The organism is Embleya sp. AB8, assembly GCF_049739465.1.
Lineage (GTDB): Bacteria > Actinomycetota > Actinomycetes > Streptomycetales > Streptomycetaceae > Embleya.
Map to the genome: position 1 here is coordinate 359,181 of NZ_JBMHHY010000002.1, position 22,263 is coordinate 381,443.

At 70.9% G+C, this 22,263-nt stretch carries 22 protein-coding genes; 9 read left to right on the top strand and 13 right to left on the bottom strand.

Annotated elements, in window-relative coordinates; all coding sequences use genetic code 11:
• Window positions 1-5 precede the first annotated feature (5 nt).
• Window positions 6-953: a prephenate dehydratase gene (gene pheA, locus ABIA38_RS04615; RefSeq protein ID WP_424637084.1), complete on the bottom strand. Its 948-nt coding sequence runs from the start codon at window positions 951-953 to the stop codon at window positions 6-8.
• 232 nt (window positions 954-1,185) lie between these two features.
• Here pheA and ABIA38_RS04620 point away from each other — a divergent pair, with 232 nt between their 5' ends.
• Window positions 1,186-1,935, top strand: a complete 750-nt coding sequence (locus ABIA38_RS04620; protein WP_424637183.1) for an ABC transporter permease — start codon at window positions 1,186-1,188, stop codon at window positions 1,933-1,935.
• On the opposite strand, the gene ABIA38_RS04625 is transcribed toward ABIA38_RS04620, so the two are convergent.
• Window positions 1,905-2,741 (bottom strand): BRO family protein, encoded by an 837-nt coding sequence (locus ABIA38_RS04625; protein ID WP_424637085.1) that lies wholly within the window; start codon window positions 2,739-2,741, stop codon window positions 1,905-1,907. The genes ABIA38_RS04620 and ABIA38_RS04625 overlap by 31 nt on opposite strands.
• 652 nt (window positions 2,742-3,393) lie before the next feature.
• Between ABIA38_RS04625 and ABIA38_RS04630 the strand changes: the two genes are divergently transcribed.
• The 3 genes from ABIA38_RS04630 (at window position 3,394) to ABIA38_RS04640 (ending at window position 5,731) form a co-directional block, all read left to right on the top strand.
• Window positions 3,394-5,022 (top strand): alpha/beta hydrolase, encoded by a 1,629-nt coding sequence (locus ABIA38_RS04630; RefSeq protein WP_424637086.1) that lies wholly within the window; start codon window positions 3,394-3,396, stop codon window positions 5,020-5,022.
• A 150-nt stretch (window positions 5,023-5,172) separates the two neighbouring features.
• On the top strand, window positions 5,173-5,565 hold the full coding sequence (locus tag ABIA38_RS04635; RefSeq protein WP_424637087.1) for a hypothetical protein: 393 nt from the start codon (window positions 5,173-5,175) through the stop codon (window positions 5,563-5,565).
• A gap of 13 nt (window positions 5,566-5,578) precedes the next feature.
• Entirely contained in the window at window positions 5,579-5,731 is a 153-nt protein-coding gene (locus ABIA38_RS04640) for a hypothetical protein (protein WP_424637088.1), read from the top strand.
• A gap of 330 nt (window positions 5,732-6,061) precedes the next feature.
• On the opposite strand, the gene ABIA38_RS04645 is transcribed toward ABIA38_RS04640, so the two are convergent.
• From ABIA38_RS04645 to ABIA38_RS04660, 4 genes are all read right to left on the bottom strand, one after another.
• On the bottom strand, window positions 6,062-6,220 hold the full coding sequence (locus tag ABIA38_RS04645; RefSeq protein ID WP_424637089.1) for a hypothetical protein: 159 nt from the start codon (window positions 6,218-6,220) through the stop codon (window positions 6,062-6,064).
• Window positions 6,221-6,887: 667 nt separating this feature from the next.
• Entirely contained in the window at window positions 6,888-7,160 is a 273-nt protein-coding gene (locus ABIA38_RS04650; protein ID WP_424637090.1) for a hypothetical protein, read from the bottom strand.
• Window positions 7,161-7,246: 86 nt separating this feature from the next.
• The gene (locus ABIA38_RS04655) at window positions 7,247-8,491 is read right to left on the bottom strand and encodes a helix-turn-helix domain-containing protein (protein ID WP_424637091.1); all 1,245 of its coding nucleotides are present in this window, start codon (window positions 8,489-8,491) and stop codon (window positions 7,247-7,249) included.
• A gap of 241 nt (window positions 8,492-8,732) precedes the next feature.
• A complete protein-coding gene (locus ABIA38_RS04660) occupies window positions 8,733-9,545 on the bottom strand; it encodes a TetR/AcrR family transcriptional regulator (RefSeq protein WP_424637092.1) in 813 nt (270 codons plus the stop codon).
• Between the two features lie 143 nt (window positions 9,546-9,688).
• Here ABIA38_RS04660 and ABIA38_RS04665 point away from each other — a divergent pair, with 143 nt between their 5' ends.
• Window positions 9,689-10,696, top strand: a complete 1,008-nt coding sequence (locus tag ABIA38_RS04665; protein WP_424637093.1) for an ATP-binding cassette domain-containing protein — start codon at window positions 9,689-9,691, stop codon at window positions 10,694-10,696.
• On the top strand, window positions 10,693-11,517 hold the full coding sequence (locus tag ABIA38_RS04670; protein ID WP_424637094.1) for an ABC transporter permease: 825 nt from the start codon (window positions 10,693-10,695) through the stop codon (window positions 11,515-11,517). Before ABIA38_RS04665 ends, ABIA38_RS04670 begins: the two co-directional genes overlap by 4 nt.
• 117 nt (window positions 11,518-11,634) lie before the next feature.
• Here ABIA38_RS04670 and ABIA38_RS04675 read toward each other — a convergent pair whose 3' ends face one another.
• The 7 genes from ABIA38_RS04675 to ABIA38_RS04705 all read right to left on the bottom strand — a co-directional run bounded on the left by ABIA38_RS04675 (window position 11,635) and on the right by ABIA38_RS04705 (window position 19,247).
• The gene (locus ABIA38_RS04675) at window positions 11,635-12,066 is read right to left on the bottom strand and encodes a hypothetical protein (RefSeq protein ID WP_424637095.1); all 432 of its coding nucleotides are present in this window, start codon (window positions 12,064-12,066) and stop codon (window positions 11,635-11,637) included.
• A gap of 5 nt (window positions 12,067-12,071) precedes the next feature.
• Window positions 12,072-13,340, bottom strand: coding sequence for an iron uptake transporter deferrochelatase/peroxidase subunit (gene efeB / locus ABIA38_RS04680; RefSeq protein WP_424637184.1), 1,269 nt, complete (start codon window positions 13,338-13,340; stop codon window positions 12,072-12,074).
• Window positions 13,341-14,434: 1,094 nt separating this feature from the next.
• Window positions 14,435-16,207 (bottom strand): copper resistance protein CopC, encoded by a 1,773-nt coding sequence (locus tag ABIA38_RS04685; RefSeq protein ID WP_424637096.1) that lies wholly within the window; start codon window positions 16,205-16,207, stop codon window positions 14,435-14,437.
• Window positions 16,194-16,835, bottom strand: coding sequence for a copper chaperone PCu(A)C (locus ABIA38_RS04690; RefSeq protein WP_424637097.1), 642 nt, complete (start codon window positions 16,833-16,835; stop codon window positions 16,194-16,196). The genes ABIA38_RS04685 and ABIA38_RS04690 overlap by 14 nt, the downstream gene beginning before the upstream one ends.
• Window positions 16,832-17,551, bottom strand: coding sequence for an SCO family protein (locus tag ABIA38_RS04695; RefSeq protein ID WP_424637098.1), 720 nt, complete (start codon window positions 17,549-17,551; stop codon window positions 16,832-16,834). The genes ABIA38_RS04690 and ABIA38_RS04695 overlap by 4 nt, the downstream gene beginning before the upstream one ends.
• A gap of 166 nt (window positions 17,552-17,717) precedes the next feature.
• Window positions 17,718-18,464, bottom strand: coding sequence for a YcnI family protein (locus tag ABIA38_RS04700; protein ID WP_424637099.1), 747 nt, complete (start codon window positions 18,462-18,464; stop codon window positions 17,718-17,720).
• 120 nt (window positions 18,465-18,584) lie between these two features.
• The gene (locus ABIA38_RS04705; RefSeq protein ID WP_424637100.1) at window positions 18,585-19,247 is read right to left on the bottom strand and encodes a hypothetical protein; all 663 of its coding nucleotides are present in this window, start codon (window positions 19,245-19,247) and stop codon (window positions 18,585-18,587) included.
• Between the two features lie 318 nt (window positions 19,248-19,565).
• On the opposite strand from ABIA38_RS04705, the gene ABIA38_RS04710 reads away from it, so the two are divergent.
• From ABIA38_RS04710 to larC, 3 genes are all read left to right on the top strand, one after another.
• On the top strand, window positions 19,566-20,000 hold the full coding sequence (locus ABIA38_RS04710) for an ATP-binding protein (RefSeq protein WP_424637101.1): 435 nt from the start codon (window positions 19,566-19,568) through the stop codon (window positions 19,998-20,000).
• Window positions 20,001-20,068: 68 nt separating this feature from the next.
• The gene (larB, locus tag ABIA38_RS04715) at window positions 20,069-20,857 is read left to right on the top strand and encodes a nickel pincer cofactor biosynthesis protein LarB (protein WP_424637102.1); all 789 of its coding nucleotides are present in this window, start codon (window positions 20,069-20,071) and stop codon (window positions 20,855-20,857) included.
• A gap of 178 nt (window positions 20,858-21,035) precedes the next feature.
• Window positions 21,036-22,229, top strand: a complete 1,194-nt coding sequence (larC, locus tag ABIA38_RS04720) for a nickel pincer cofactor biosynthesis protein LarC (RefSeq protein WP_424637103.1) — start codon at window positions 21,036-21,038, stop codon at window positions 22,227-22,229.
• Window positions 22,230-22,263: the final 34 nt, after the last annotated feature.

Genomic DNA, 22,263 nt, shown 5'->3' on the forward strand with positions numbered 1-22,263 from the left:
CGGGTTCAGCTCACCCCGCCGCGGGCGCGGGCGAGCCAGTCGCTCGCGTTCGCGAACTCCGCGTCCGAGGTACCGCGGCGCAGTTGCGGGCGGACCCGGTCGGCGCGCGGATACGAGCCCAGGAAACGCACCGCCGCGCAGACCCGGCGCAGCCCCATCAGCGCCTCGCCGACCCGCGCGTCCGCGACGTGGCCCTCGGCGTCGATCGAGAAGAAGTAGTGGCCCAGGCCGTCGCCGGTCGGGCGCGATTCGATCCGGGTCAGGTTGACGCCGCGTACCGCGAACTCCTGGAGGATCTCCAGGAGTGCACCGGGGTGGTCGTCGACGATGTACGCGACCACCGTGGTGCGGTCCGCGCCGGTGGGCACGGCGGGTCGGTCCGGGCGCTCGACCAGGACGAACCGGGTGACCGCGCCCTCGATGTCGTGGATGTCGGTGATCAACGGCACCAGGCCGTAGGGCGCGGCGGCGAACTCGCCCGCCAGGGCCGCGTCGTAGCGCCCCTCCTGGACCAGGCGCGCGGCGTCGGCGTTGGACGCGGACGAGTACCAGTGCGCGTCGGGCAGGTTCGCCGCGAGCCAGTTGCGCACCTGCGGCTGGGCGTGCGAGTGGCTGGAAATGGTCTTGATGTCGTCCAACTGCACGCCGGGACGGACCAGCAGCGCGAAGGCGATCGGCAGCAGGATCTCGGCGGTGATCACCAGCGGCGAGCCGGTGGCCAACTCGTCCAGCGTGATGGACACGGCACCCTCGACCGAGTTCTCCAGCGCGACCACGGCGCCGTCGGCATTGCCTCGGCGGACCGCGTCGAGGGCGGCGGGCACCGATTCCATCGGGGTGGCCTCGGCGTGCTCCGCGCCGGGCAGGGTGCGCAGGGCGGCCTCGGTGAAGGTGCCGGCCGGGCCGAGGTAGGTCCAGTGGGGCGCGGCGGCGGGCGTGCGGGCGTCGGACATGTCGTCACTGTACTGAGCCGGCCCGGGTGCCTCGGGTGTGTTCCGCGCTGTGGACGGTCGGGCCCCTCGTGGTGTGGGCGGTGTGCACGGTCGGGTGCTCCGTGGCGTGGGCGGTCGGGCGTTTCGCGGTGTGGACGGTGTGCACAGTGCGGCTGCCCGCACTGCGCGGTACCGCCGAGAGGGTGAGGCTGAGCCTGTGGAAAACGCTGCGACGTTGTTGCCGGTGACCCCGATGTTGGGGGTCGTCGCCGTAGTGCTCCTGGGCGTCGCGACGGTGATCACCGGGGTGGCCCGGCTGGGCCACGGCCGGGCCGTGGTGCTGTCCGGGGTGCGGGCGGCGGTGCAGTTGCTCGCGGTGTCGTTCGTCATCACACACGTGGTGAACCGGCTCGGGTTCGTGGGTCTGTTCGTGGTGGTGATGTACACCGTGGCGGCGCTGACCGCGGCCGGGCGGGTGACCGCGAACCGGCGGTTGGGGTGGCCTGCGGTGCCGATCGTGGCGGCGACCGGGCCGACCCTGGTACTGCTGTGGGCGACCGGTCTGGTGCCTGCCAAGGGCATCGTGCTGATCCCGATCGCGGGGATCCTGATCGGCGGCGCGATGACCGCGACGGTGCTGGCGGGGCGGCGCGCGCTGGAGGAGTTGGCACAGCGGCACGGTGAGGTGGAAGCCGCGCTGACCTTGGGTTTCTCCGATCGGGACGCGGCGATGGAGATTTGCCGACCGGCCGCTTCGGGAGCGATGATCCCGGCCCTGGACCAGACCAGGACGGTGGGTCTGGTGACCCTGCCGGGGGCCTTCGTGGGGATGTTGCTCGGCGGCGCGACGCCGTTGCAGGCGGGGGCGGTGCAGCTGTTCGTCCTGGTCGCGTTGCTTCAGGTACAGGCGGTCGCGGTGACGCTGACGATCGAGTTGGCGGCGCGGGGGCGGCTGGTGCGGGCGGCCGCGGATCAGGGGCGTACGGGGGGCTCGGGGACGTAGCGGTAGGTCTGCCCGCGCACCGCCGCGCGCATGGTCGAGTCGCTCACGCTGTGCTCGCGGGCGAGCCGATAGATCGACACCCCGTCCCGGGCTTGCCGCCGACACTCGGCGACGACCTCGGGGGTGAGCCGGCGCCGATCCCCGGGTGTGGGTAGCCGTGCGGGCCTGTGGATAACCCTGTGGAAATCGCTGTGGAGAACTCGGGTGGAGCTGTGGGTTTCCGAGGTGGGAGGGGTCGTGCGAGGAGTATCTGTGGACAACCGCGACGCCGGCTCAAGCCCGGCGGTGAGCCGGGTGACGGCCATCGTGTTGATCTCCACGGCCTTGGTCAGATCGCCGGTGCGGTCCGCGAGATCGCTGATCGAACCGATGGCGCGGGAGAGCAGCGCGTCCATGCTCTCCGTGTTTCCGCTGGTGGTAGGCGTCGCGGGGGTGTAGCGGCCGGTGCGGCGGATGGTGGGGAGGACTTCGCGGGTGACCCAACGGCGGAAGGGCTTGGCCTCGGGCTTGTTGCTGCGCAGGATCAGCGTGTAGAGGCCCGACTCGCTGACGAAGGTCATGTTTGGATTGCCCCGATTAATTCCGTAACCTTTGCTTACGGTATTCCCTTGACCTGCGGTTTTGCTGATGTCAACGACAATCCTCTCGTCTGTGTCCAGGATGCCGACCGCGGCGCGTGAGTTGCTGTGTTCGAGGATCTTGCAGACGTCGTTCGCGCAGAACCAGGGATCGTCGGCGATCATTGCGACGCGCATCCGGCTTGTGCCGCCGAAGGTGAAGATCTCGACCCTGTTCTCGTGGCTCATCCCAGCCCCCTCGCTCATTCGGACCGGATGGTCCTGTTTGTACAGATAGATTCCGTACGGATTTGACACGGTATTCGTCTGACCTGCGGCTTTGCAGACGAGACGCGGTCCGCGCGATGCGCTGGCGACTGCTGTCTACGACTGCTTGGAGTAGCCCGTGCCCCCCGGACGGCTCATCGTGTTCGCCCATACGTATGAACGAGGTTGACCCCGTTGGGGTTACGCGTTGGTTGGCCGACCTGTTCGCCCCTGGTGGATTCGCGGGGTTGGGCGGCCGAGGGTCGAGTTTCGGTAGGTATCGTTGATCGCGTTCCGTGATCAAACGACCACCTGGAGGGGTCTTGGCTGGTGGTGGTGGGGGCGGGTCGGCGCGGATTCGGGTCGAGACCGGGGCATTGCGGCAGGGGGCGGCGGTGGCGCGTGACGTGGCCGGGGGGTTGTGGAAAGCGGCCGGTGGGCTGGGGCCGGTGGTGGGTTGTCCCGGGTTCGCGGTCGCCACGGCGGCCGGTGCGGTGACGGCGGCGTGGGTTGCGCAGGTGCGGGCGCTCGGGGATGGGTACGGCGGGGTCGGTGACGTCCTGACGGGCAGCGCCGATGCGCACGATCGTGCCGATCAGGGGGTCGCGGGGGGATTCGCAGGGGTACCGCGCTGATGGTGACGCTGCCTCAGCTGCGGGACGCGGTATTGGGCGGGCTGGATCGAGCGGTCGTCGAGTGGACGGAACTGGCCGCCGCCTTGGACGGGTTGGTCGGGCGGGCGACGAACGGCGTGGGTGGGCCGTTGCGGGCCTCGCGCTGGGAGGGTGCGGATGCCGACGCGGCGGCGCGGGGGTTGGCCGCGCGGGGTGAGCAGCTCATGGTGGCGGCGCAGGAGGCCCGCTGTGTGCTGACTGTCCTGGACACGGCGGCCGAGCAACTCCGAGCCGCGCAGCGCGACTTGCGGGCGAGGTTGGAGGAGGCGACGGCCGCGGGCTTCACCGTGTGCGAGGACGGGCGGGTCGAGGCGACCGATCCGGGATGGCGGGCGGATTCGGCGACGATCGCACGGCAGCACGAGCTGGAGCGGCGGCTGGCCGAGCCGGTGCGGCGGGCCGGCGAGACGGACGTGCGCTGTGCGGAGGCATTGGCCCGGCTCTACCCGACGGCGACGGCCGACTGGGCGGATACGGCCGCCGACGGGGCGTCCGTGATGGGGTTGGCTGGCTTGGGCCTCGGCGGCGTTCCGAAGGATGATCCGGCCGCGGTGGCCAAGTGGTGGGCGGGGTTGGGGCCGGCCGAGCAGGCGATGTATCTGGCCGGATATCCGGCGGAGTTGGGGGCGATGGACGGGTTGCCGGCCGAGGTCCGAGACCGGGCCAACCGGGTCGCGCTGGCCGAGGCGAAGACCGCGCTGAGTGCGGAACTGGCGGTGGCGCGGGCGAAGCGGGACGCGGCGGGCCGGACGGACGACGCGAAATGGCGCTTCCGGGTGACCGCGCTCAAGGACCGCCTGGCCGCGATCGAGGGTCTGGAGGCCACTCTGCGCACCGGTGACGACCTGTTCCTGCTGGGCTTCAACGCCAAGGACGACGGCCAAGCCGTCGTCGCCATCGGCAACCCCGACACGGCGGCCCATACGGCGGTCTACGTCCCGGGCACGGGGGCGAGGTTGGCCGGAATCGACGAACACGTACAAAGAATGCGACGCCTGACGGATGCCGCTCGTGGTTATGCCGGCTCCGAGAAGGTCAGTGCCATTACCTGGATTTCCTACGACGCCCCCGACGACTTGTTGCATGCGATGAGCTCGGCCGACGCGGAGAAGGCGGCTCCCGTGCTGCGTAGATTCCTGCGTGGGGTGGGCGTCGCCCAGGGAATCGACTCGAAGCGCCACGTGACGCTGATCGGCCACAGCTATGGGTCGGTGGTGATCGCCGACGCGGCGCGCAATGACGGCGGCGTTTACGCCCAGGACATCATCGTGGCGGGCAGCCCCGGAATGCACGTCGCCAAGGCGGCGGAACTGGACGTGAACCCGAGTCACGTCTGGGTATTGGCGGCCGACGACGACCCCGTCCCGATTCTGGGATCCGGCGCACACGCACCGGTAGTCGACGACGGCCGAATCACCCGCCGAACCCCCGACGACCGAGCCTTCGGCGCCAACCGACTGACCACGAAGCGCGCGGAAGGCCACAGCGACTACTGGAGCGCGGACCATCCGGACAGCCTCGACAACCAGGCCGCGGTGGTCGCGGGCCGCTACGACCGAACGAATCTGCTGTGGGGCAATCGGCCGTGAGATGGGAATCGGGCGGTGGTTCCGGTGACGTGCAATCGTTTGGCACGAGTGTCGGCCGGGTCGACTTCGCGCCATATGCCGCTTCACGAACATGCCGGCTCAGGTGCACACTGACTGTAGCCGGGCCGTGACGCTTGCCGAAGGAAGCCTATGGACGAGCACCCCAACGAGCACGAGTACCAGGACGGGCCGGAACCGGACGGGCGAACGTTCCGGACTCTGGTTGGTGACGAGTGGATCGTGACACCCGCCACGATCGCGGGCATCCGCGACGCGCTACCGGAAGACCGGCGCGACGAGTTCACCAAGACGATCGAGGACACTCCCGCGCGGGACATGGCCCTGATCATGAACCGGTGGGCACGTCGGACCCGCCCCGAAATCGATGAGGCCACCCGGCGCGAGATGGACAGGATCGAAGGACTCGGCATCCAGGCACAGACCGAGCTGATCATGGGGGACGATCAGGATGCGGTACAGGATCGCTTTTACACCAGAGTGCGAGAGGGCGGTACGTGGCCTGACGCCGGGTCAGCGCGCTGACCTGGACCGGGGAATGACCGCAGTGGCAGACGACCCCTACGGGTGCGGCAGCACGCAGACCTACCACAAGGACCGGCGCGAGGTGACCTGCGGATCGGTCATCGCCGAGTACATGGTGAGTGTGGAAGGAATCACCGTCACGGTGGTACGAGTGCACGCTCTCTGACGTACAGCGCAAGGAAGCCCCCGATCCCATGCATGCAAGGGGATCGGGGGCTTCCGGTCGATAGGTCATCGCCGATAGCAGCCGTACTGACGAGGGGCTCGTACGCCGGGCGGAATCGGGAAGGGAGAGGACCGCGCCGGCCTGGCCCCGTCCTCCGGGTACCAAATGCCAGTGTCGGCGACAACGGCCGTCAGGTCCGCCGTCCATGCCGGGCGCTCCGGGTCGAACGGCTGCACCCGGACCGTCGTCCCGCCCTCTACGCTCACGATCACCCCGGGCGGACGCCCGCGCCGCATGCCCTCGTCTACATGCATGACCTCGCGCCCGATTTCACTGTTCATCGACGCGCCCCCACTGTGTTTGATCCGCGTGCAACACCAGCTGCTCGCCGGGCACCACGAAGTCGAACGGCACCACCCACCAACCGCGCACCCGGCAGTAGACACCGTCCGCCCGCTTGATCACCCGTACGACCAGAGAGCGGGGCACATGCTGGTAGACAGGTCCGTCGTCCGCCGTGACCGTGCGAACCCACCGGCGGCGCCCAACCACGTACTGCCCGCGACTGAACCGGACTTCGGCCTCATCGGCCATGTCACGCCGCAGCCTCGTCGCCGTGGCACTCGCTGACGGGTCGCGCGCTCGCTTCGTCGAACTGGTGGGCCACGTCCATGTTGTTCTCACTTTCACTCTCATTCGCAGACGGAGGGTGGGCGACCACCGGCGCCGTAAGGTGGCCGCCCCGCTCGGCACCACGGTGCGCCGAGCGACCTCTCCGCCGACCGGGCCATGGGAGGGCGGAGGGGACTGCGCCGTACCGCCGATCGCGATAAACGACCAGGTTCGGTGCGGCAGTTCGGATGGGGAGCACCTCGTCTGTCATCCCCCACAGGCGAGGTGCTCCCGCCGGCCACACGCCAGGAACGGAAACGGGCGCGTGGCCGGCCATCCCCTGGCGCGCCTAGCGAACGCGAACAGGGGGTCCAGCGCTGCACCGCCCAGCCTGGGCAGGTGAGGGTGGGCAGCGCAGCAGGTCAGGGGATTCACGTGCGGCGCCAACTCGGTGGCCCCGGTGACCCCTTGGTACCGAGGTCCCGACACAGCTTCCGCGCCTGCCGGTGAGCACGGCCTTGACCTCACGCGATACGACCCACCGTCAGGGTGGGACATCGGAGGGGGCGGCGGCGCCCAAGTCGCCGGCGGCGAGCATGATCTCGAATACCGAGTGCAAAGACTCGATGTCGCGACTGTCGAGCACAAGGGCTGTATCAGCGATGAACACGCCGTCGTGTGTGAGCCAGACCGGAACAGCTAAGCGGCCGGCTCGTGTTCGGTATGGAGCCTGGTTGGGCACGCGGGCAACTCGCCATCCCTGTGCAGGATTTGCGGTCACCTCGTCCCCTTGGGTCGAGTTCGCCATGGTCGCCATGTCGCAGACCGTATGCCGGACGTAACAGAGCGACCCGGAGGATTTCTCCGGGTCGCTCCTGGTTCCGGGTCGATGCCCTGTCCGGGCTACTCCAGTACGCCAACCTGCGCCGCCAAAGACCGCAGCTCAGCGCGGTACGTGGGCCGTTCGCGCTTCAGCAGATCGCGCACGGCGTCGCGAACCAAGGGGAAGAACCTCACCTCTTCGGGTGACTCCGTGGCGATCTGTTGCAGGACGAACAGGGTTCCGAGGTCATCGCGCTTCAGCCGGTGCGACGCCATCACCTCCACCCGGTACCGAGTTCGTCGCTCGAGCGGCAGAATCGGGTTCACCTCGACGTGATCGGCGAGTCGCAAAGCTTCCGCCGCATCTCCTTCTTCCGCTGCCAAATGCACGCCATGCATGGCCACGTTGCACGGGCCGAAGCTCGTTCGCCAGTCGTTGCGATCCTCGCCATTGCGGCGCGCTACTTCGTCCGCGGCTCGAAGGTGGTCCCACGCTGCGGGGGCATTGGAACCACGAACCGCAGCGATGACGGCAGCCAGGTGCAGGGCACCGTAGACGGATACGTGCTCTGCGGTTGCGTCTTCACCCGGCGCGTAGGCGTCCATGGCCGAACGGGCGAGATCGAGCGACTCGGCTACGTGACCTCGCACCGTCAAGACGCTGCACAGGTTCCAGGCACTGGCCGCGGAGAGCACGGGATCGCCCGTCGATTCGGCGAGCATGAGTGCGCGATCGGCCACCACGCGCGCAAGTTCGGGTTCGCCCACGCGACGCAGGTAGATCTGTAGCAGGTGGTACAGACTCACCAGCGCCACGACAGCGCGTGTTTCCTCGTCTCCACGAGACCGGCGCAAGGTGAGGTTCGCCTCATGCAAGAGATTCGGCAGAACGGGCCCAACGAGCGCGTACCGGTCGACGTCCTGCTCGTACGTCATCCATATCTCGTCGACACGTTCGGCAAGCTGCTGGGCTGTCAGGGGGTCACCTGGGAGGTTCTGCCCCAGAGCCGACGGAAGACTGTTGATCGCTGCGCGGATGGCAGGCACGGAAGGGTGTTCGAGGCTGTCGCCAGGGGTCAGCGCAAGGGCCCGGCCCGTAAGGTCGGTCAGTTCTCGCACGCCCAGGACGCGCATGATTTCCAGCAACAGCGACAGGCGATCGATCGGCAGTACGCCGCGCTCGACGCGCGACACCCAATCCTCGGACCGACCGATGAGCCCACCAAGTACGGACTGCGAAATGCCCTTGCGCGTACGGTGGATCCGGATACGGTCACCGATGCTTAGTTCTGCGCCGATCTCCACTTTGGCCCCCGGGCTCGACATGTAGGCAACTTCAGGGTAAGCGCATCCCGGGAGAATCGGACTGGTTCAGTCGGTGCGTTCGTTTGCCGGTGGGTACGTTGGACACGTCCGGAAAGCGACGGTACGTGACCTCACGCCGGGGCAGCGTGCCGACCTGGACCGGGGGATGGCCGTCGCCGCGAACAACCGCTATGGGTACGGTAGTTCGCTGACCTGTAGTACCCGCCGACCACACACGAGAGGTCGGTGGTTCCTCGTTGGGCTAGCAGTCGTCCTTCTCCTTGGCCTCGCCCGCAACGTGCTTCGTGTGGTGGGCGATGTGGGTTTCCAGGCCGTCGAGGAGGAGTTTCAGGCCGAATTCGAAGTCGGCTTCGCCGTCTGCGGTGAAGGCGCTTTGGTCGAGGGCGGCCAGGTGGGGGTAACTGCCGCTGGTCATGGCCTGGTTCAGGATCGGGGCCTGGGCGGACCAGAATTGTTCGTCGCTGATGCCGGTGCGCTGTGCCGCGTGGGTCGTGTTGAGGTGGGTGCGGGCCATGCCGCTGACGTAGCCGCCGTCGAGGATGGTCAGGACCGTCATCTTCTCCCGGTCGGACAGCGCCGCGTCGCCGATCGCGGCGAGGGTCGTCTCCAGGGCCCGGAGCGAGTTGGGGCCGAGGACCGGTCTGGCCTGGTCGACGCCCAGTAGCCAGGGATGGCGGGCGTACATCCGCCAGATTCCGCGCGCGACCACTTCCAGCGCGCCACGCCAGCCGACGTCGGGGGGGAACTCGGCGCCGTCGCCCGGGGCGTTGACCCGGTCCACCATCAGGTCCAGCAGCTCGGCCTTGCCCGGGACGTAGCGGTAGAGCGACATCGTGCCCGCGCCGAGCTCGGCGGCCACGCGCCGCATCGACACCGCGTCGAGGCCCTCGGCGTCGGCGACGGCGATCGCGGTCGTGACGATCGCGTCCAGGGTCAGCGCCGGCTTGGGACCTCGGGCCGGTTTCCGGTCCAGGCCCCACAGCAGTTCGAGGCTGCGCGCCAGATCGCCGCTGCCGGTGGTGTGGGCGCGGGGGTGAGGGTCGGGACTCGTCATGGTCTTCCCATCGTAGGAGTCCGGCCGACCGGGCCGTCCATCCGCCCGACAAAAAACCGGGTACGGCGTACGCGAAATAGGGTACGGTGTACCTGGTTGACGGAAGGTGGCGGACAGAAGGTGACGGAAGGTGAAGGAGGGTGATGGAGACGACGACGAGCCACGTGGTCCTCGCCGAGGGCCTGACCAAACGATTCGGCGCCACCCGCGTCGCACTCGACGGATTCGAGCTGGCCGTCCCGCGCGGCACCGTTCAGGGATTGCTCGGCCCCAACGGAGCGGGCAAGACCACGGCGGTCCGGATCCTGTCCACGCTGCTGCGCCCGGACGGCGGTCGTGCGTTGGTCGCCGGCTACGACGTGACCGCCGACCCCCGCCGGGTGCGCCGGCACATCGGGCTGGTCGGGCAGTACGCGGCGGTGGACGACAAGGTGACCGGGCGCCACAACCTGATCCTCTTCGGGCGCCTGTTCCACCTGGACAAACGCCAAGCCGTACGCCGGGCCGACGAGTTGCTGGAGCGGTTCGGCCTGGCCGAGGCCGCCGATCGGGGAGTCGGGGAGTACAGCGGTGGCATGCGGCGACGGCTCGACCTGGCCGCGAGCATGATCCTGGCACCGGACGTGCTCTTCCTCGACGAGCCGACCACCGGGCTCGACCCGCGCGGGCGCAACGAGGTCTGGGAGGCGGTGCGTTCGTTGCTCGCGGGCGGTACGGCCGTACTGCTGACCACGCAATACCTGGACGAGGCCGACAAGTTGGCGGACCGGATCGCCGTCCTCGACCGGGGCCGCAAGATCGCCGACGACACCCCCGATCGGCTCAAGCGCCAACTCGGCGGCGACCGGATCGAGATCGTGGTGCGCGAGCCGGCGCACCTGGATCCGGCGGTCCGGGTGCTGGCCATGGTCGCCGAACCGGGCCACGAACCGGCCGTCGACCCCGAGGAACGCCGGGCCACCGCCCCCGTCGCGGACCGGGCCGCGGCGCTCGCCTACGTCGCCCGGACCTGCCAGGACGAGGGAATCTCGATCGAGGACCTCGGGGTGCGCCGGCCGACCCTGGACGAGGTCTTCCTCCGGCTGACCGGCCACCGCACGCACGAGCCGACTCCCGAATCCGTCCCCGAGAAGGAGGCGGTGCGCCGGTGAGCACGACTGTCGCGCCGACCGAGGCCGCCGAACGCCGGCTCTATTGGGCGATCGCCGACTGTCTGACCATGGTCCGCACCGAACTGACCCACATCGCCCGCCAACCCTCCATATTGGCCTGGCAGTTGGGCTTCCCGATCGTGTCCGTGCTGCTGTTCGTGTACGTCTTCGGCAGTGCGATGGACGTGGGCGTGGCGGTCGACTACAAGGACTACGCGCTCCCCGGCATGTTCGCGATGACCATGGCGCAGGGATTCATGAACACCGCGACCGTGGTCGCCGTCACCCGGCAACTCGGCGTGATGGACCGCTATCGCTCGATGCCGATGGCGCCGTCGGCGGTGGTCAGCGGACGCGGGGTGGCCGATGTGCTCGGGGCGAGCCTGGACCTGGCCGTACTGGCCTCGATCGCGCTCGTGGTCGGTTGGCGACCGCACGGCACGCCGCTCGAGATCCTGGCCGCGTTCGCGCTGTTGTTGCTGCTGCGGTTCGCGCTGACCTGGGTCGGGGTGTACCTCGGTCTCCTGGTGCCGAACGCGGAGGCGGCGGGCAACCTGTTCGCGGTGGCCCTTCCGTTCGGCATCGTCTCCAGTGTGTTCACGCCGCCGTCGATGATGCCGCAGTGGCTGGGCACGGTGGCGATGTGGAATCCGGTCTCGTCCACGGCGAACGCGATCCGCGAACTGTTCGGCGACCCGGCTCCGCACGGGGGCAGTTGGATCGAGGCACACGCGCTGCCGATGGCGGTGCTCTGGCCGCTGGTGATCACCGCGATCTTCCTGCCGCTGGCGGTACGGCGGTTCCAGGGGCTCGGTCGTTGACCCGGCGGCACAGGAAGGTCTGCCGAGGGCCCGCCGCCGGCGGCGGCCGTGGCGAACCGGGAACACGCCCGAACGCGCGTCCCCGGCCGACGACGCCGAGCGGGGTGCCGACCCGGCTCAGTCGCTGATCTCGATCGTGCCCGCCATGCCGCTGCCCACGTGGTACATGCAGTTGAAGGTGTACGAGCCGGCCTTGCCGAAGCTCAGCCTGATGTCCTGGGACTTGCCGCCCTCGGACGGGGCCACCGGGGCGCCGCCGGGCAGGATCATCTGGTGTGGGGTGATCCCGGTGTCCGCGAGGGTGATCACCAGCGGGCCGGTGCGGGCCCGGATCACCGACGGCGAGAAGCGCAGCTTGTCGTCGACACGCAACTCGATCCGTTGCACGCCGTCGTTGCCCATCGCGGCGGTGCCCTCGGACGCCGCGGCGGTGGCCTCGGCCTCGCTCATGTATGAGCCGGGGCCACCCTCGGCGCCCCAACTTCCGCACCCGGTGAGCAGAAACGGCAGGGCGATCGCCCCGACCCCGGCCCAAACCCGACGTCGCATCCGGATCAGCCCTCCAACAACGATTGGCCGACATACCCGCCCGGCGCGCAGCCCGGCGGGACGACGAACAGCGCGCTCGCCTCGTGCCGGAGGAACGGGGACAGCGCGTCGCCCCGGGCCAGTTTGCGCTGGATCGGGACGAACGCCTCGTCCGGGTCGTGCTGCCACGCGACGAACAACAACCCCGCGTCCGGTGCGCCGTCGCTGCCGAAGCCGTCGTGGTAGGAGTAGCCGCGGCGCAACATGGTCGCCCCCCGGTTGAACTCCGGCGCCGCCACCCGCATGTGGGCATTCGCGGTGATCACCAGCTCGCCGTCCGGGCCACGCTTGCCGAAGTCGGCGGCGCTGTGTTCGCCGCCGCCGGTCAGCGGTGCGCCGGTGTCCTTGGTCCGGCCGATCACCCGTTCCTGATGGGCCTTGTCGATGCCGTCCCAGGCGTCGAGCAACATCCGGATCCGGCGGAAGACCACGTAGGTGCCACCGGTCAGCCAGCCCTGCTCGGGGCCGGCCGCGGCGGTGACGAAGATCTTCTCGTCGAACTTCGGGTCGGCCGGCTTCGGGTTGTTGCTGCCGTCGATCTGGCCCATCAGGTTGCGGTGCGTCATCGGCTTGGCGGTGGCACCCGGCGAGCGGGCGAAGCCGTTCATCTGCCAGCGGATCCGGGCCACCCCCTTGGCCAGCTTCTGCAGCGCGCGGACCGCGCCGAAGGTGACCAGGCCGTCGTCCGCGCAGACCTGGACGAACAGATCACCGTCGCCCCGGGCCGGGTCCAACGCGTCGTCCGGGAACGGCGGCAGCGGTTTGAGCGCGGCGGGTCGGCGGGCGGCCAGGCCCACCTTGTCGAACAGCGTGCCGCCGAAGCCGAACGTCACGGTCAACGAGCAGGCCCCGGCGTCCGCCGCCACCTGGTCGTCGCCCGGCCCCGGTTGCCCGGCGGTCAGCCGCGCCGCCGCGTCCGACCAGCGCCGCATCAGCGCGGCGACCGCGGCCCGGTCCGCGCCCGGTTCCAGGTCCCAGGCCAGGAAGACCGCCTTGGCCTGGGCCGGCGTGGTGATGCCGGCCTGGTACTTGCCGTGGAACGGGACGACGGTCGAGCCGAGTCGGGTCAGCGGCACACCGCCGTCGTCGGCCGACTCGCCGGCGAACGCGACCGCGCCGCCGGTCGCGCCGACCACCAGGCCGCCCGCGCCGGCGGCTCCCGCGACGCCGACGAAGCGGCGGCGGGAGACCCGGGCGCCGACGCTCGTTTGTTCGGCGGGTTCAGGGCTGCTCATCACGTCGTCCTTCGCATTCGGTACACCGACCACATCCACCACATCCACCACGCCCGCCGCCCGGTAGGGCCCCCGGCGTACCACCACGACCAGGGCGAGTGCCGCGCCGAGCCCGGCGCCGAGCACCGACACGGTCAGCGCCCGGTCGAGGGCGAGGCCGCCGACGAACGGCGACGACGAACGCCACAACACCGGCAGGTCGTAGCCCGCCACCCGCAGCGCCAGGACACCGAGCGCCGGCGCGGCCAACCACGCGCCGCCCACCCGCCCGCGCACCAGCAGCACCGCACCGGCGAACGCCACCGCGCAGGACAGCAGTTGCAGCAGATTGCCGCCCAGGAACGCGCCCGCCCACGCGCCGAATCCGCCCGCTCGGGCCGCCGCTACCAGGCCCAGGTGCAGCACGCTCGCCGCCGCGACCAGACCCGCGAGCACGCCGTACCCGACCAACGCCCGTCGATACACCGGCCGCAGCCACACCACCGCGAACACCAGCACCGCGAGCACGATCGAGCCGACGATGCCCGGCCACGGGCTCGGCCCCGGCTGCCAGCGCAGTTCGCCGGTCGCGGCCAGTTCGCGATCGCCGATCCGGATCGGCACGGTCCAGGCGGCCACCTTCTGGGCCCGGTCCGGATCGGCCATCACCCGTGGTGGCAGGCGCTGTTGCACGATCCAGTGCACTCGCTGGTCGTACCAGCGGGCCACCGGTTCGGTGCCGATCCGGTGCCACTGCGGGGCGCCGGTCGGTTGCAGGTTCGACTTCTCGTCGACCGAGCCCCACCGCTCGCTGCTGAGTTGTACGGCGGGCGACTGGCGGTTCTCGAACACGCCGTCCCGGCCGATCCGCAGGAACGGCTCGCTCATATAGCCGAGCACGATCACGTCCTGCGCACCGGTGTTGCGCACCTGCATCCGCGCGCCGTTCTCGATCACCTCGATGCTCAGGCCCGGGGCGAGTTCGCGCGGCGAGGTCATCACCGTGTGGAAGTTGCTCGGCCCCTGACCGGACAACTCCTGGGCGACCGCGCTGCCCGCCGGGGCCAGGCACACCAACACCCCGACGCATAGCAGCAATACCCGGCGTACGTGCCTCACCTGACCTCCACGGGCACCGTCACGGTGATCCGATCCACGTCGGAGGTACGGATCGCGAACGACAACTCCCAGCGACCCGCCATCGGCATCGACAGATCGCCCAGCCAGTGCCCGGGACCACCCCGGCGCACCTGGACGTCCGCGCCGTCGATGCCCTTGCCGGGCAGCGCCATCGACACGGTCAGCTCCTCGACCTCGCGAATCTGCCCGATCGGGTCGGCGAAGTAGATGTGCAACTCGTTGGGGCCGACCCGGGCCGGGTCGACCGTGACATCGAGCTTGCCCTTGCCCGCCGCACCGCCCGCGTCGAACGGGACGCTGCGACTGACCGGTCCGGCCGCCTCGGCCTGCTTGCGCTCGTGCGCGGTACGGCCCGGTTCGGTGTCGGTGAGCACCGTGGTCACGCCGAGCACCGCGATCGCCAGCGCCGCCTCGATGGCCACCGCCTTGCGCAACACGCCCCACTTCGGGCCGGTGCCCTTCCCGAGCCCGCCCTTGCGCCCGGCCGCCGCCACCGCCAACTGCCGCATCAACCAGCGCCGGGAGACCCACGCGCCGGCCAGCATCAGCAGCACCAGGTCGACCTTGAACACCAACAGCAGGCCGAACGTGGTGTCGAACAGCGCGGCGAACGAACCCACCTGCCGCCACGCGGCATACAGCCCGGTGGCCACGAGCACGCACACCGAGCCGAACGCGACCCGGGAGAAGATCCGCACGGTCGGTACGTCCAGGCCCGCCTCCGGCGCCGGCTCACCCGGTCGCACGATCAGCGTGACCACCAGGGCCAGGCCACCCAGCCAGGTGGACATCGCCAGCAGATGCAGGGTGTCCGCGGCCATCGCCAGGTCGACCTGGCGGCCCACCGACGCGTGGTTGGCGATCGGCCAGGTGACCGCGATCGCGGCACACAACGCGGCCCAGCCGCCGGCCACGATCCGCCGGGTCCGGGTGCTCGCGTGGGCGAGTGCGGCGATCAGCCAGCCGAGCAGCGCGCCGGCCGCGCCGAGCAACAACACCCGCGCGGCGATCGCCTTGCCGAGCTTGGTGTCCAGCGTCGCGCGCAGCACGTCCGCGTCGAACGCCGAGGAGGGGCCCAGGCCGGACGCGTTCGGCCCGTGCAACATCAACACTGCGAGCGAGGACACCAACAGCCCGCCCCACGCGGCGGACAGCAACAACCAGACCCGGAATCGGCCGACCGCGGCAGGGCGGGCGATCAGCAGCAACAACACCGCGCCGCCGAGCACCGCGAAGGACAGGTAGGCGACCCCGGTCGCGGCCCGCTCCAGCACATCGGTCGTGGTCGAGCCCTGATCGGTCAGGTCGGAGACCTGCACACCACCCGAGGCCTGGCCGATATTGAAGGTGAACGCGCCCGAGATCGGGTGCGAGTCGGCGGAGACCGCCCGCCAGGCGACGGTGAACGTGCCGGTCGGCAGGCCGCCGCGCAGCGGCGCCACCACGGTGGTGTCGCCGTCGGGGCCGTGTTTGGTCTGGTTGTTGTCCACCCGGGTGCCGCTGGGGTCGAACACCTTGACGCCGCCGAGGCCGATCTCGACAGCCTCGCTGAACCGCAGGGTGACCGTCGCGGGCGCGCTCGACGGGGTCGACCCGGACGCCGGGTTGGACGACTCCAGGACGGCGTGCGCGGACGCCGCCCCCGCGCCGCCGAGCATCAGCGCGGCGAGCAGCAGGGGCAGCGCGAGGAGCCGGGCGAGCGCGCGGCGTACGGCGCGCGGCCGGTCGGCCCGGTCAGTGACCCGCATGACCCGAATGGTCTTCCGCGGGCGTGCCCGCCGTGGCCTGGCCGGCGCCCGCCGCCGAACCGGGGTCCGGCGCCGGTACGTTCGCGCCCGACGCGGCCGGGGCACTCGGAGCCGGCGCGTCGCCCGGTCGTTCGGTCACCCCGAGCACCGGCACCTGCACGGTGACCGGACCGGTCTGCTGGAACGTGAGCGTGAGCGGCACGGTGTCGCCCTTTTGCACAGCCTTGTTCGGATTCATGAACATGATGTGGCTGCCGCCGCGGGCCAGCACACCCTTGCCGTGCGCCGGCACGTCCAGACCCGTCATGTGCTGCATCGAGTTGCCGCTGGTCTGATGCAGCATCACCTCGCCGGACAGCGGGCTGGCCACCGAGAGCAGCCGGTCGGCGGTGTCGCCGTCGTTCTGCACGATCAGGTAGCCCGCCGCGACGTCCGCCGACGAGGGCTGCGGGATATAGGGGTCGACGATGCGCAACTTCGGCGTGCCCTTGGCGGCGGCCGAGTCGGACGACGAGGAGGACCCGGACCCGGAGTCGGCGCAGGCCACCAGCACGCCGCCGATGCCGAGCGCCAGCACGCCGCCGACGGCGAGCGGGACGGCCTTGCGGGGGAGGGGGGAGAGCTTCACTTCTTGGCGTCCTCGGGGTGGATCAGCAGCGGCAGGTCGTGCGCGAAGTCGTCGGAGGAGTTCCCGTTCGGCGTGCCGTCCGGGGTCAGTCCGCTGCTCGCGCTGTACATGACCGGCCCCAGGTTGTCGGGGGCGAACGCGATCACCTGCGTACCGTGGGTGCTCACCACCTTGCCGTCCGGGCCGACCGTGGGCGGGTCGATGGAGATGCCGACCTGGCGCGCGGCGGCCTGGATCTTGTCGAACGAGCCGGTCAGGCCGACGAACGACTTGTCCAGCGAGTCCAGCCACTGGCGCAGCGCCGCCTGGGTGTCCCGCTCCGGGTCGGTGGTCACGAACACCACGTCCACGGTGGCCCGGTCCGGCGCGGGCAACTTGCCGAGCGCGCGCACGATGTCGCCCATCACGGTGGGGCACGCGTCGGGGCAGTGGGTGTAGCCGAAGTACAGCAGCGTGGTGCGCCCGGCGGTCTTGGCGCGGAAGTCGTACGGCTGTCCCGAGGTGTCGGTCAGCGTCAGTTCCGGCTTGGTCCACGGCGGATCGACGGCGATGCCCTTGTACTTGGACTTGGCCTCGCGCACCTTGACCGGCGAGCCGCCATCGGATTTATCGGAGTTGCCGCATCCCGTGGCCAGCAGCAGCCCGGCCGCGGCCAGCGCGGCGAGGCGAAGGCCGGTGCGGCGGGTCCGGCCGAGGGACTGCGTTGCGTTGCTCATCACTTCTCCATGTCCTTGCTACCGAAGGCCCGCGGCCGACGTGTGCGACGTCGGCCCGGGCCCGGTGGCCCGGGACGCGGGCACGGAGTGGATCCGTGTCCGGGTCCCGGGCCGGGAAGTTCAGGCCCGAAACCGGGGCGGCGGCCCCGGTCGGGAGCCGGACCGATCAGGCCGAGGTGCCCCGACGCGACGCGCGCAGGACGGCGAACACCCCGGCGCCCAGGCCGAGTACGCCGACCACGATGCCGACCACGCCGAGCGTGCGGGCGGTCGAGTCGTCGCCCTCCTCGTCGGCGACCGCGGCGACCGACGCCTTGCCGTCGGCGGCCTTGCTCGGCGCGGCGGAGGCCGGTGCCGGGGCGCCGGCCTTGGCGGTGAGCTTGAGGGTCGGCGCCGGGTACTGCGGCTCCTTGCCGTCCGCGCCGGCCAGGTCGATCCAGCGCACGACCTCGCCGCTGTCGTAGGTCTGGACGGCCTTGAAGACGAGCTTGTCGGTGTCGGTGGGCAGCTTGCCCATGGACACCTCGAAGTCCTCGAAGGTGCCCGGGTTCACCCGGGTGCCCGCGTCCGCGGTCCAGGTGATCTTGGAGACCACCTCGGTGAGCGGCTTGCCGTGGTTGTCGATCGGAGTGGCCAGCTTGGTCTTCTCGACCTCGGCCTTCCAGCCCGGCATCGCCCGGGTCTGCACCGACGTGAGCGGCTTGTCGGTGGGCAGGGTGACCTCGAGCTTGGTGGTCCCGGCATCCTCGCGCTCGTTGGGGACCCGGAAGGCGACCTTGGCGTAGGAGCCCTGGTCGGCGGTGCCCGGCTGCACGCTCACATGCGCCGAGGCGGAGCCGGCGAAGAGGAGGACGCCGGCGCCCGCCGAGGCGGCGAGCACGGACAGTCGGCGACGCGTGGTGGACATGGTCATCGGGGTTCTGCTCCATCAGTGATCCGTCCGCGGGCGCGCGGGGGCGCGCGGCGGTACGGGAGGGGACGACGGGAAGGCGGACGCGCGCCACCGCCGATCCGACACCGGTCGAGCGGGGGATCAGCAGGCGAGCGCGTAGGCCGCCGGCGGGCCGCGCCGGGTCACCGCGTGGCGCAGCAGGGTCTGATCGCTCGCCACCGCCGTCGGGCCGGTCCGGCAAATCGCGCCGGGGGTTTCGACGGCCGGGCGGAACCACGCGGACAACACCGCCAGGACCAGCCGCAGCGGCGCCGAGGCCAGGCCGATCAGGGCGAACAGCGCGGCCTCGCCGCGGCGCAGCCACCAACCGGTGAGCAGGGCCGCGACCACGTGCGCGGCCAGCATGCCGGTGCCGCCGTCGAGCAACATCGGGCCCGAGCCGGACATGTGGTGGTGCCCGCTCGGCGCATCCCGGGCGAACAGCGTCGGATCCACGCGCGCGTTGCGCACGATCGTCTCGGGAGACCAGCCGGCCGGCAGCAGGATGTGTCCGGTGGAGTCGCGCGGCCCGCACAGCAGTCGATCCAGCAGGCCGCTCGGCCCCGAGGCCCCGGAGCCGGCCATCGCGGTCGACCCGGCGGCGGACGCCCACGCGAAGAAGGTGTGCAGCGCGAGCTGGCCCGCCGCGAGCAGTGCGGTGATCGCGCCCAGGGAGCGCTGTCGACCGGCACCGGCGAAGGCCGCCGTGAACACCGCGCCGAACCCGAGGACCGGCGCCCACCAGGGCAGCGGATCGGGGGACATCCAGGCGTGACCGCATGCCGAAAGCGCGGCGCAAACCGCCGCGAACACGGCGGCGCGCACAGCGCGGAAAGGTACGGACACGGCCTGCATGACGCCCCATCGTCTCATCGCGCGACGGCCCCTCGTCCGGGGGGCCGGCACCGGCCGCCCGGCCGCATGGTCTCCTCTCGATGCGGCCGAACGAATCGTCTTCACGGGGTATTGACGACCGATCAAGTGATGTGCGCATACCGCGACCGAGCGGAGGCAATAAAACCAGGTGTGTGATCCGCCGGATTCAACCGGACGCCCAGAGATGTCGAAAGGCCGCTCATGGACATGAGGTGGACTGTCCACCTGCCACGGGATACGGCGAGCGTGCCGATGGCGCGTCGGCTTTTGGTCGGTGCGATGGAGACGGCGGGGGTGGATCGCGAGATCGCGATGGAAATCGGCCTCGCCCTGTCCGAAGCCTGCGCGAATGTCGTCGAACACGCCCGTGGCGGGCCATATGCGGAATATCAGATTCGTGCCGGAATTACCGGTGACCGGTGCCGGGTCGAGATCATCGACGGCGGTCCCGGCTTTCCGGTCGACCGGTTGCAGGGGAAGGCCGCGGTGGCCGGACCGGGCGCGGAGAACGGTCGCGGGCTGATGTTGATCCGGGCGATGACGGATCATGTGCAGCTCAGCAACCACCCCAGGCGCGGCGCGGTGCTGCGCTTCGAGAAGACCCTGCGCTGGCGCAAGGACGCCCTGGTCTCGGTGTCGTAGCGGGCGCGGCGGCGGCGAACCGCCTTGGTGGGCCGGGGTGTTCCGGCGGGAGGCTACGATCGGGGGCAGTGGACCGGGCCGAGGTACGGGAATTGCTCGACCGCGTGGCCGCCGGGGAGGCGGGCGTGGACGAGGCGCTCGACGATCTCGTGCGCGGGCCGACGGCGGGTTTCGCGGACCTGGGCTTCGCCCGGGTGGACACCCATCGGGCGCTGCGCACCGGAGACCCCGAGGTGGTCTTCGCGGCCGGGAAGACCCCCGAGCAGACCGTCGCGCTCTTTCGCCGACTGCGCGAAGCGAGCAGTCGGCGACCGGCGTTTGCCACCCGGGCGTCGGCGGCCGTGGTGGACGCGGTGCACGCGGCGTTTCCCGGCGAGGCCTACACCGACGACAGCGGGACGTGCGTCGCGGTGGGCGCACCACCGGCGCCGCGCGGTTTGGTTCGGGTGGTCTCGGCGGGCACCTCGGACGCGGCGGTGGCGGGCGAGGCCGCGTTCACCGCCCGGCTGTTCGGCGCCGAGGTGGAGCGGATCGAGGACGTGGGGGTGGCCGGCATCCATCGGCTGCTCGCGGTACACGCCGAACTCGACGCCGCCGACTGCCTGATCGTGGTCGCGGGCATGGAGGGTGCGCTGCCCAGTGTGGTCGCCGGCCTGGTGTCGGTGCCGGTCCTGGCGGTGCCCACCAGCGTCGGCTACGGCGCCTCGTTCGGGGGCCTCGCGGCGCTGCTCGCGATGCTCAACTCGTGCGCCCCCGGGGTCGCGGTGTGCAACATCGACAACGGCTTCGGCGCGGGCGTCTTCGCGGCCCGGGTCGCGAGGGCGGCGCGGCCGGGCCGGAGCGGCGCGGAGCGGTAACGCGGGGCGGTTGGCGCCGCGCCACACGACGCCGCGTCGTACACCCGCCCGTAACACCCACCCGTGACGCCGCGCCGCAACCAACGCGCAAGAAAGTGGTCGGTTTCGGTCGGTTCGTGGTTTTCCCGGCGGGACCCCTCGGTGGCTGCCACAGTGGCCGCGACGGGAGGTTATCCGCTTGGCCATCGCATGGTTCCAGTGCCAGGCCGGTGCGAGCGGCGACATGCTGCTCGGGGCCCTGATCGACGCCGGCGCCCCGCTGGAGGCCGTCCAGCAAGCCGTCGACGCGGTCGGCGTCGAACCGATTCTGATCACCGCCGAGGCCACCGATCGGCACGGCATCGCCGCCACCCGCGCCCGGGTCAAGACCGCGCACAGCCACGTGCACCGCACCTGGCACGACGTACGCGACCTGCTCGATCGGGCCGAACTGCCGGAGCCGGTACACCGGCGCGCGCACGACGTGTTCGAGCGGCTCGCGCACGCCGAGGCCCGCGCGCATCGATGTCTGCCCGAGGAGGTGCACTTCCACGAGGTCGGCGCGCTGGACGCGATCGCCGACGTGGTCGGCACGTGTACCGCGCTGCACACGCTCGGCGTCGAGGAGGCGATCGGCTCGCCGGTCGCGCTCGGCAGCGGCACCGTCCGGGCCGCGCACGGCGTGCTGCCGGTGCCCGTACCGGCCGTGCTGGAACTGATGCGGGTGGCCGCCGCCCCTGTCTACGCGGGCCCCGCCCCGTACGAGATGTGCACGCCCACCGGCGCCGCCCTGCTCACCTCGGTGTGCGGCAGTTGGGGGCCGATGCCCGCGCTGCGGATCAGCGCGGACGGGACCGGCGCGGGCGGCCGGCAGGTCGAGGAGGTGCCCAACATCCTGCGGGTGGTGCTCGGCGAGCGATACACCGCGGAGCGGGCGGGTCCGCCCGGCGAGGACGTGCTGATCGAGACCAACGTGGACGACCTCGACCCGCGCCTGTGGCCCGCGGTGCTGGCCAAGCTGCTCGCGATCGGCGCGGGCGACGCCTGGCTGGTGCCGATCCTGATGAAGAAGGGCCGGCCCGCGCACACCCTGTGTGTACTGGTCCCGGCCGACCGGCTGGACGCCGCGCTGCACACGGTGTTCGTGGAGACCTCGACGATAGGGGCGCGGATCGCACCGGTGGCGAAACGGGCGCTGGCCCGCGAGTTCGGCACGGTCCGGGTGGAGGGCCTGCCGGTGCGGGTCAAGACCGCGAGGTTCGACGGCCGGGTGGTCAACGCCCAGCCGGAGTACGAGGACGTGGCCGCGGCGGCCGCCACGCTCGGCCGACCGATCAAGGTGGTGATGGGCGCGGCGACCGCGGCGGCGTACGCGGCCGGGCTGCTGCCGTGATCATGGCGGCGGCCGGCGGCGCTTAGCCTGGGGC

Excerpts from the sequence above, each read along its gene's own strand:
- pheA (WP_424637084.1), bottom strand. The coding sequence starts at position 953 with ATGTCCGACGCCCGCACGCCCGCCGCCGCGCCCCACTGGACCTACCTC.
- ABIA38_RS04620 (WP_424637183.1), top strand. The coding sequence starts at position 1,186 with ATGTTGGGGGTCGTCGCCGTAGTGCTCCTGGGCGTCGCGACGGTGATC.
- ABIA38_RS04625 (WP_424637085.1), bottom strand. The coding sequence starts at position 2,741 with ATGAGCCACGAGAACAGGGTCGAGATCTTCACCTTCGGCGGCACAAGC.
- ABIA38_RS04630 (WP_424637086.1), top strand. The coding sequence starts at position 3,394 with ATGGTGACGCTGCCTCAGCTGCGGGACGCGGTATTGGGCGGGCTGGAT.
- ABIA38_RS04635 (WP_424637087.1), top strand. The coding sequence starts at position 5,173 with ATGGACGAGCACCCCAACGAGCACGAGTACCAGGACGGGCCGGAACCG.
- ABIA38_RS04640 (WP_424637088.1), top strand. The coding sequence starts at position 5,579 with ATGACCGCAGTGGCAGACGACCCCTACGGGTGCGGCAGCACGCAGACC.
- ABIA38_RS04650 (WP_424637090.1), bottom strand. The coding sequence starts at position 7,160 with ATGGCGACCATGGCGAACTCGACCCAAGGGGACGAGGTGACCGCAAAT.
- ABIA38_RS04655 (WP_424637091.1), bottom strand. The coding sequence starts at position 8,491 with ATGTCGAGCCCGGGGGCCAAAGTGGAGATCGGCGCAGAACTAAGCATC.
- ABIA38_RS04660 (WP_424637092.1), bottom strand. The coding sequence starts at position 9,545 with ATGACGAGTCCCGACCCTCACCCCCGCGCCCACACCACCGGCAGCGGC.
- ABIA38_RS04665 (WP_424637093.1), top strand. The coding sequence starts at position 9,689 with ATGGAGACGACGACGAGCCACGTGGTCCTCGCCGAGGGCCTGACCAAA.
- ABIA38_RS04675 (WP_424637095.1), bottom strand. The coding sequence starts at position 12,066 with ATGCGACGTCGGGTTTGGGCCGGGGTCGGGGCGATCGCCCTGCCGTTT.
- efeB (WP_424637184.1), bottom strand. The coding sequence starts at position 13,340 with ATGAGCAGCCCTGAACCCGCCGAACAAACGAGCGTCGGCGCCCGGGTC.
- ABIA38_RS04685 (WP_424637096.1), bottom strand. The coding sequence starts at position 16,207 with ATGCGGGTCACTGACCGGGCCGACCGGCCGCGCGCCGTACGCCGCGCG.
- ABIA38_RS04695 (WP_424637098.1), bottom strand. The coding sequence starts at position 17,551 with ATGAGCAACGCAACGCAGTCCCTCGGCCGGACCCGCCGCACCGGCCTT.
- ABIA38_RS04700 (WP_424637099.1), bottom strand. The coding sequence starts at position 18,464 with ATGACCATGTCCACCACGCGTCGCCGACTGTCCGTGCTCGCCGCCTCG.
- ABIA38_RS04705 (WP_424637100.1), bottom strand. The coding sequence starts at position 19,247 with ATGTCCCCCGATCCGCTGCCCTGGTGGGCGCCGGTCCTCGGGTTCGGC.
- ABIA38_RS04710 (WP_424637101.1), top strand. The coding sequence starts at position 19,566 with ATGAGGTGGACTGTCCACCTGCCACGGGATACGGCGAGCGTGCCGATG.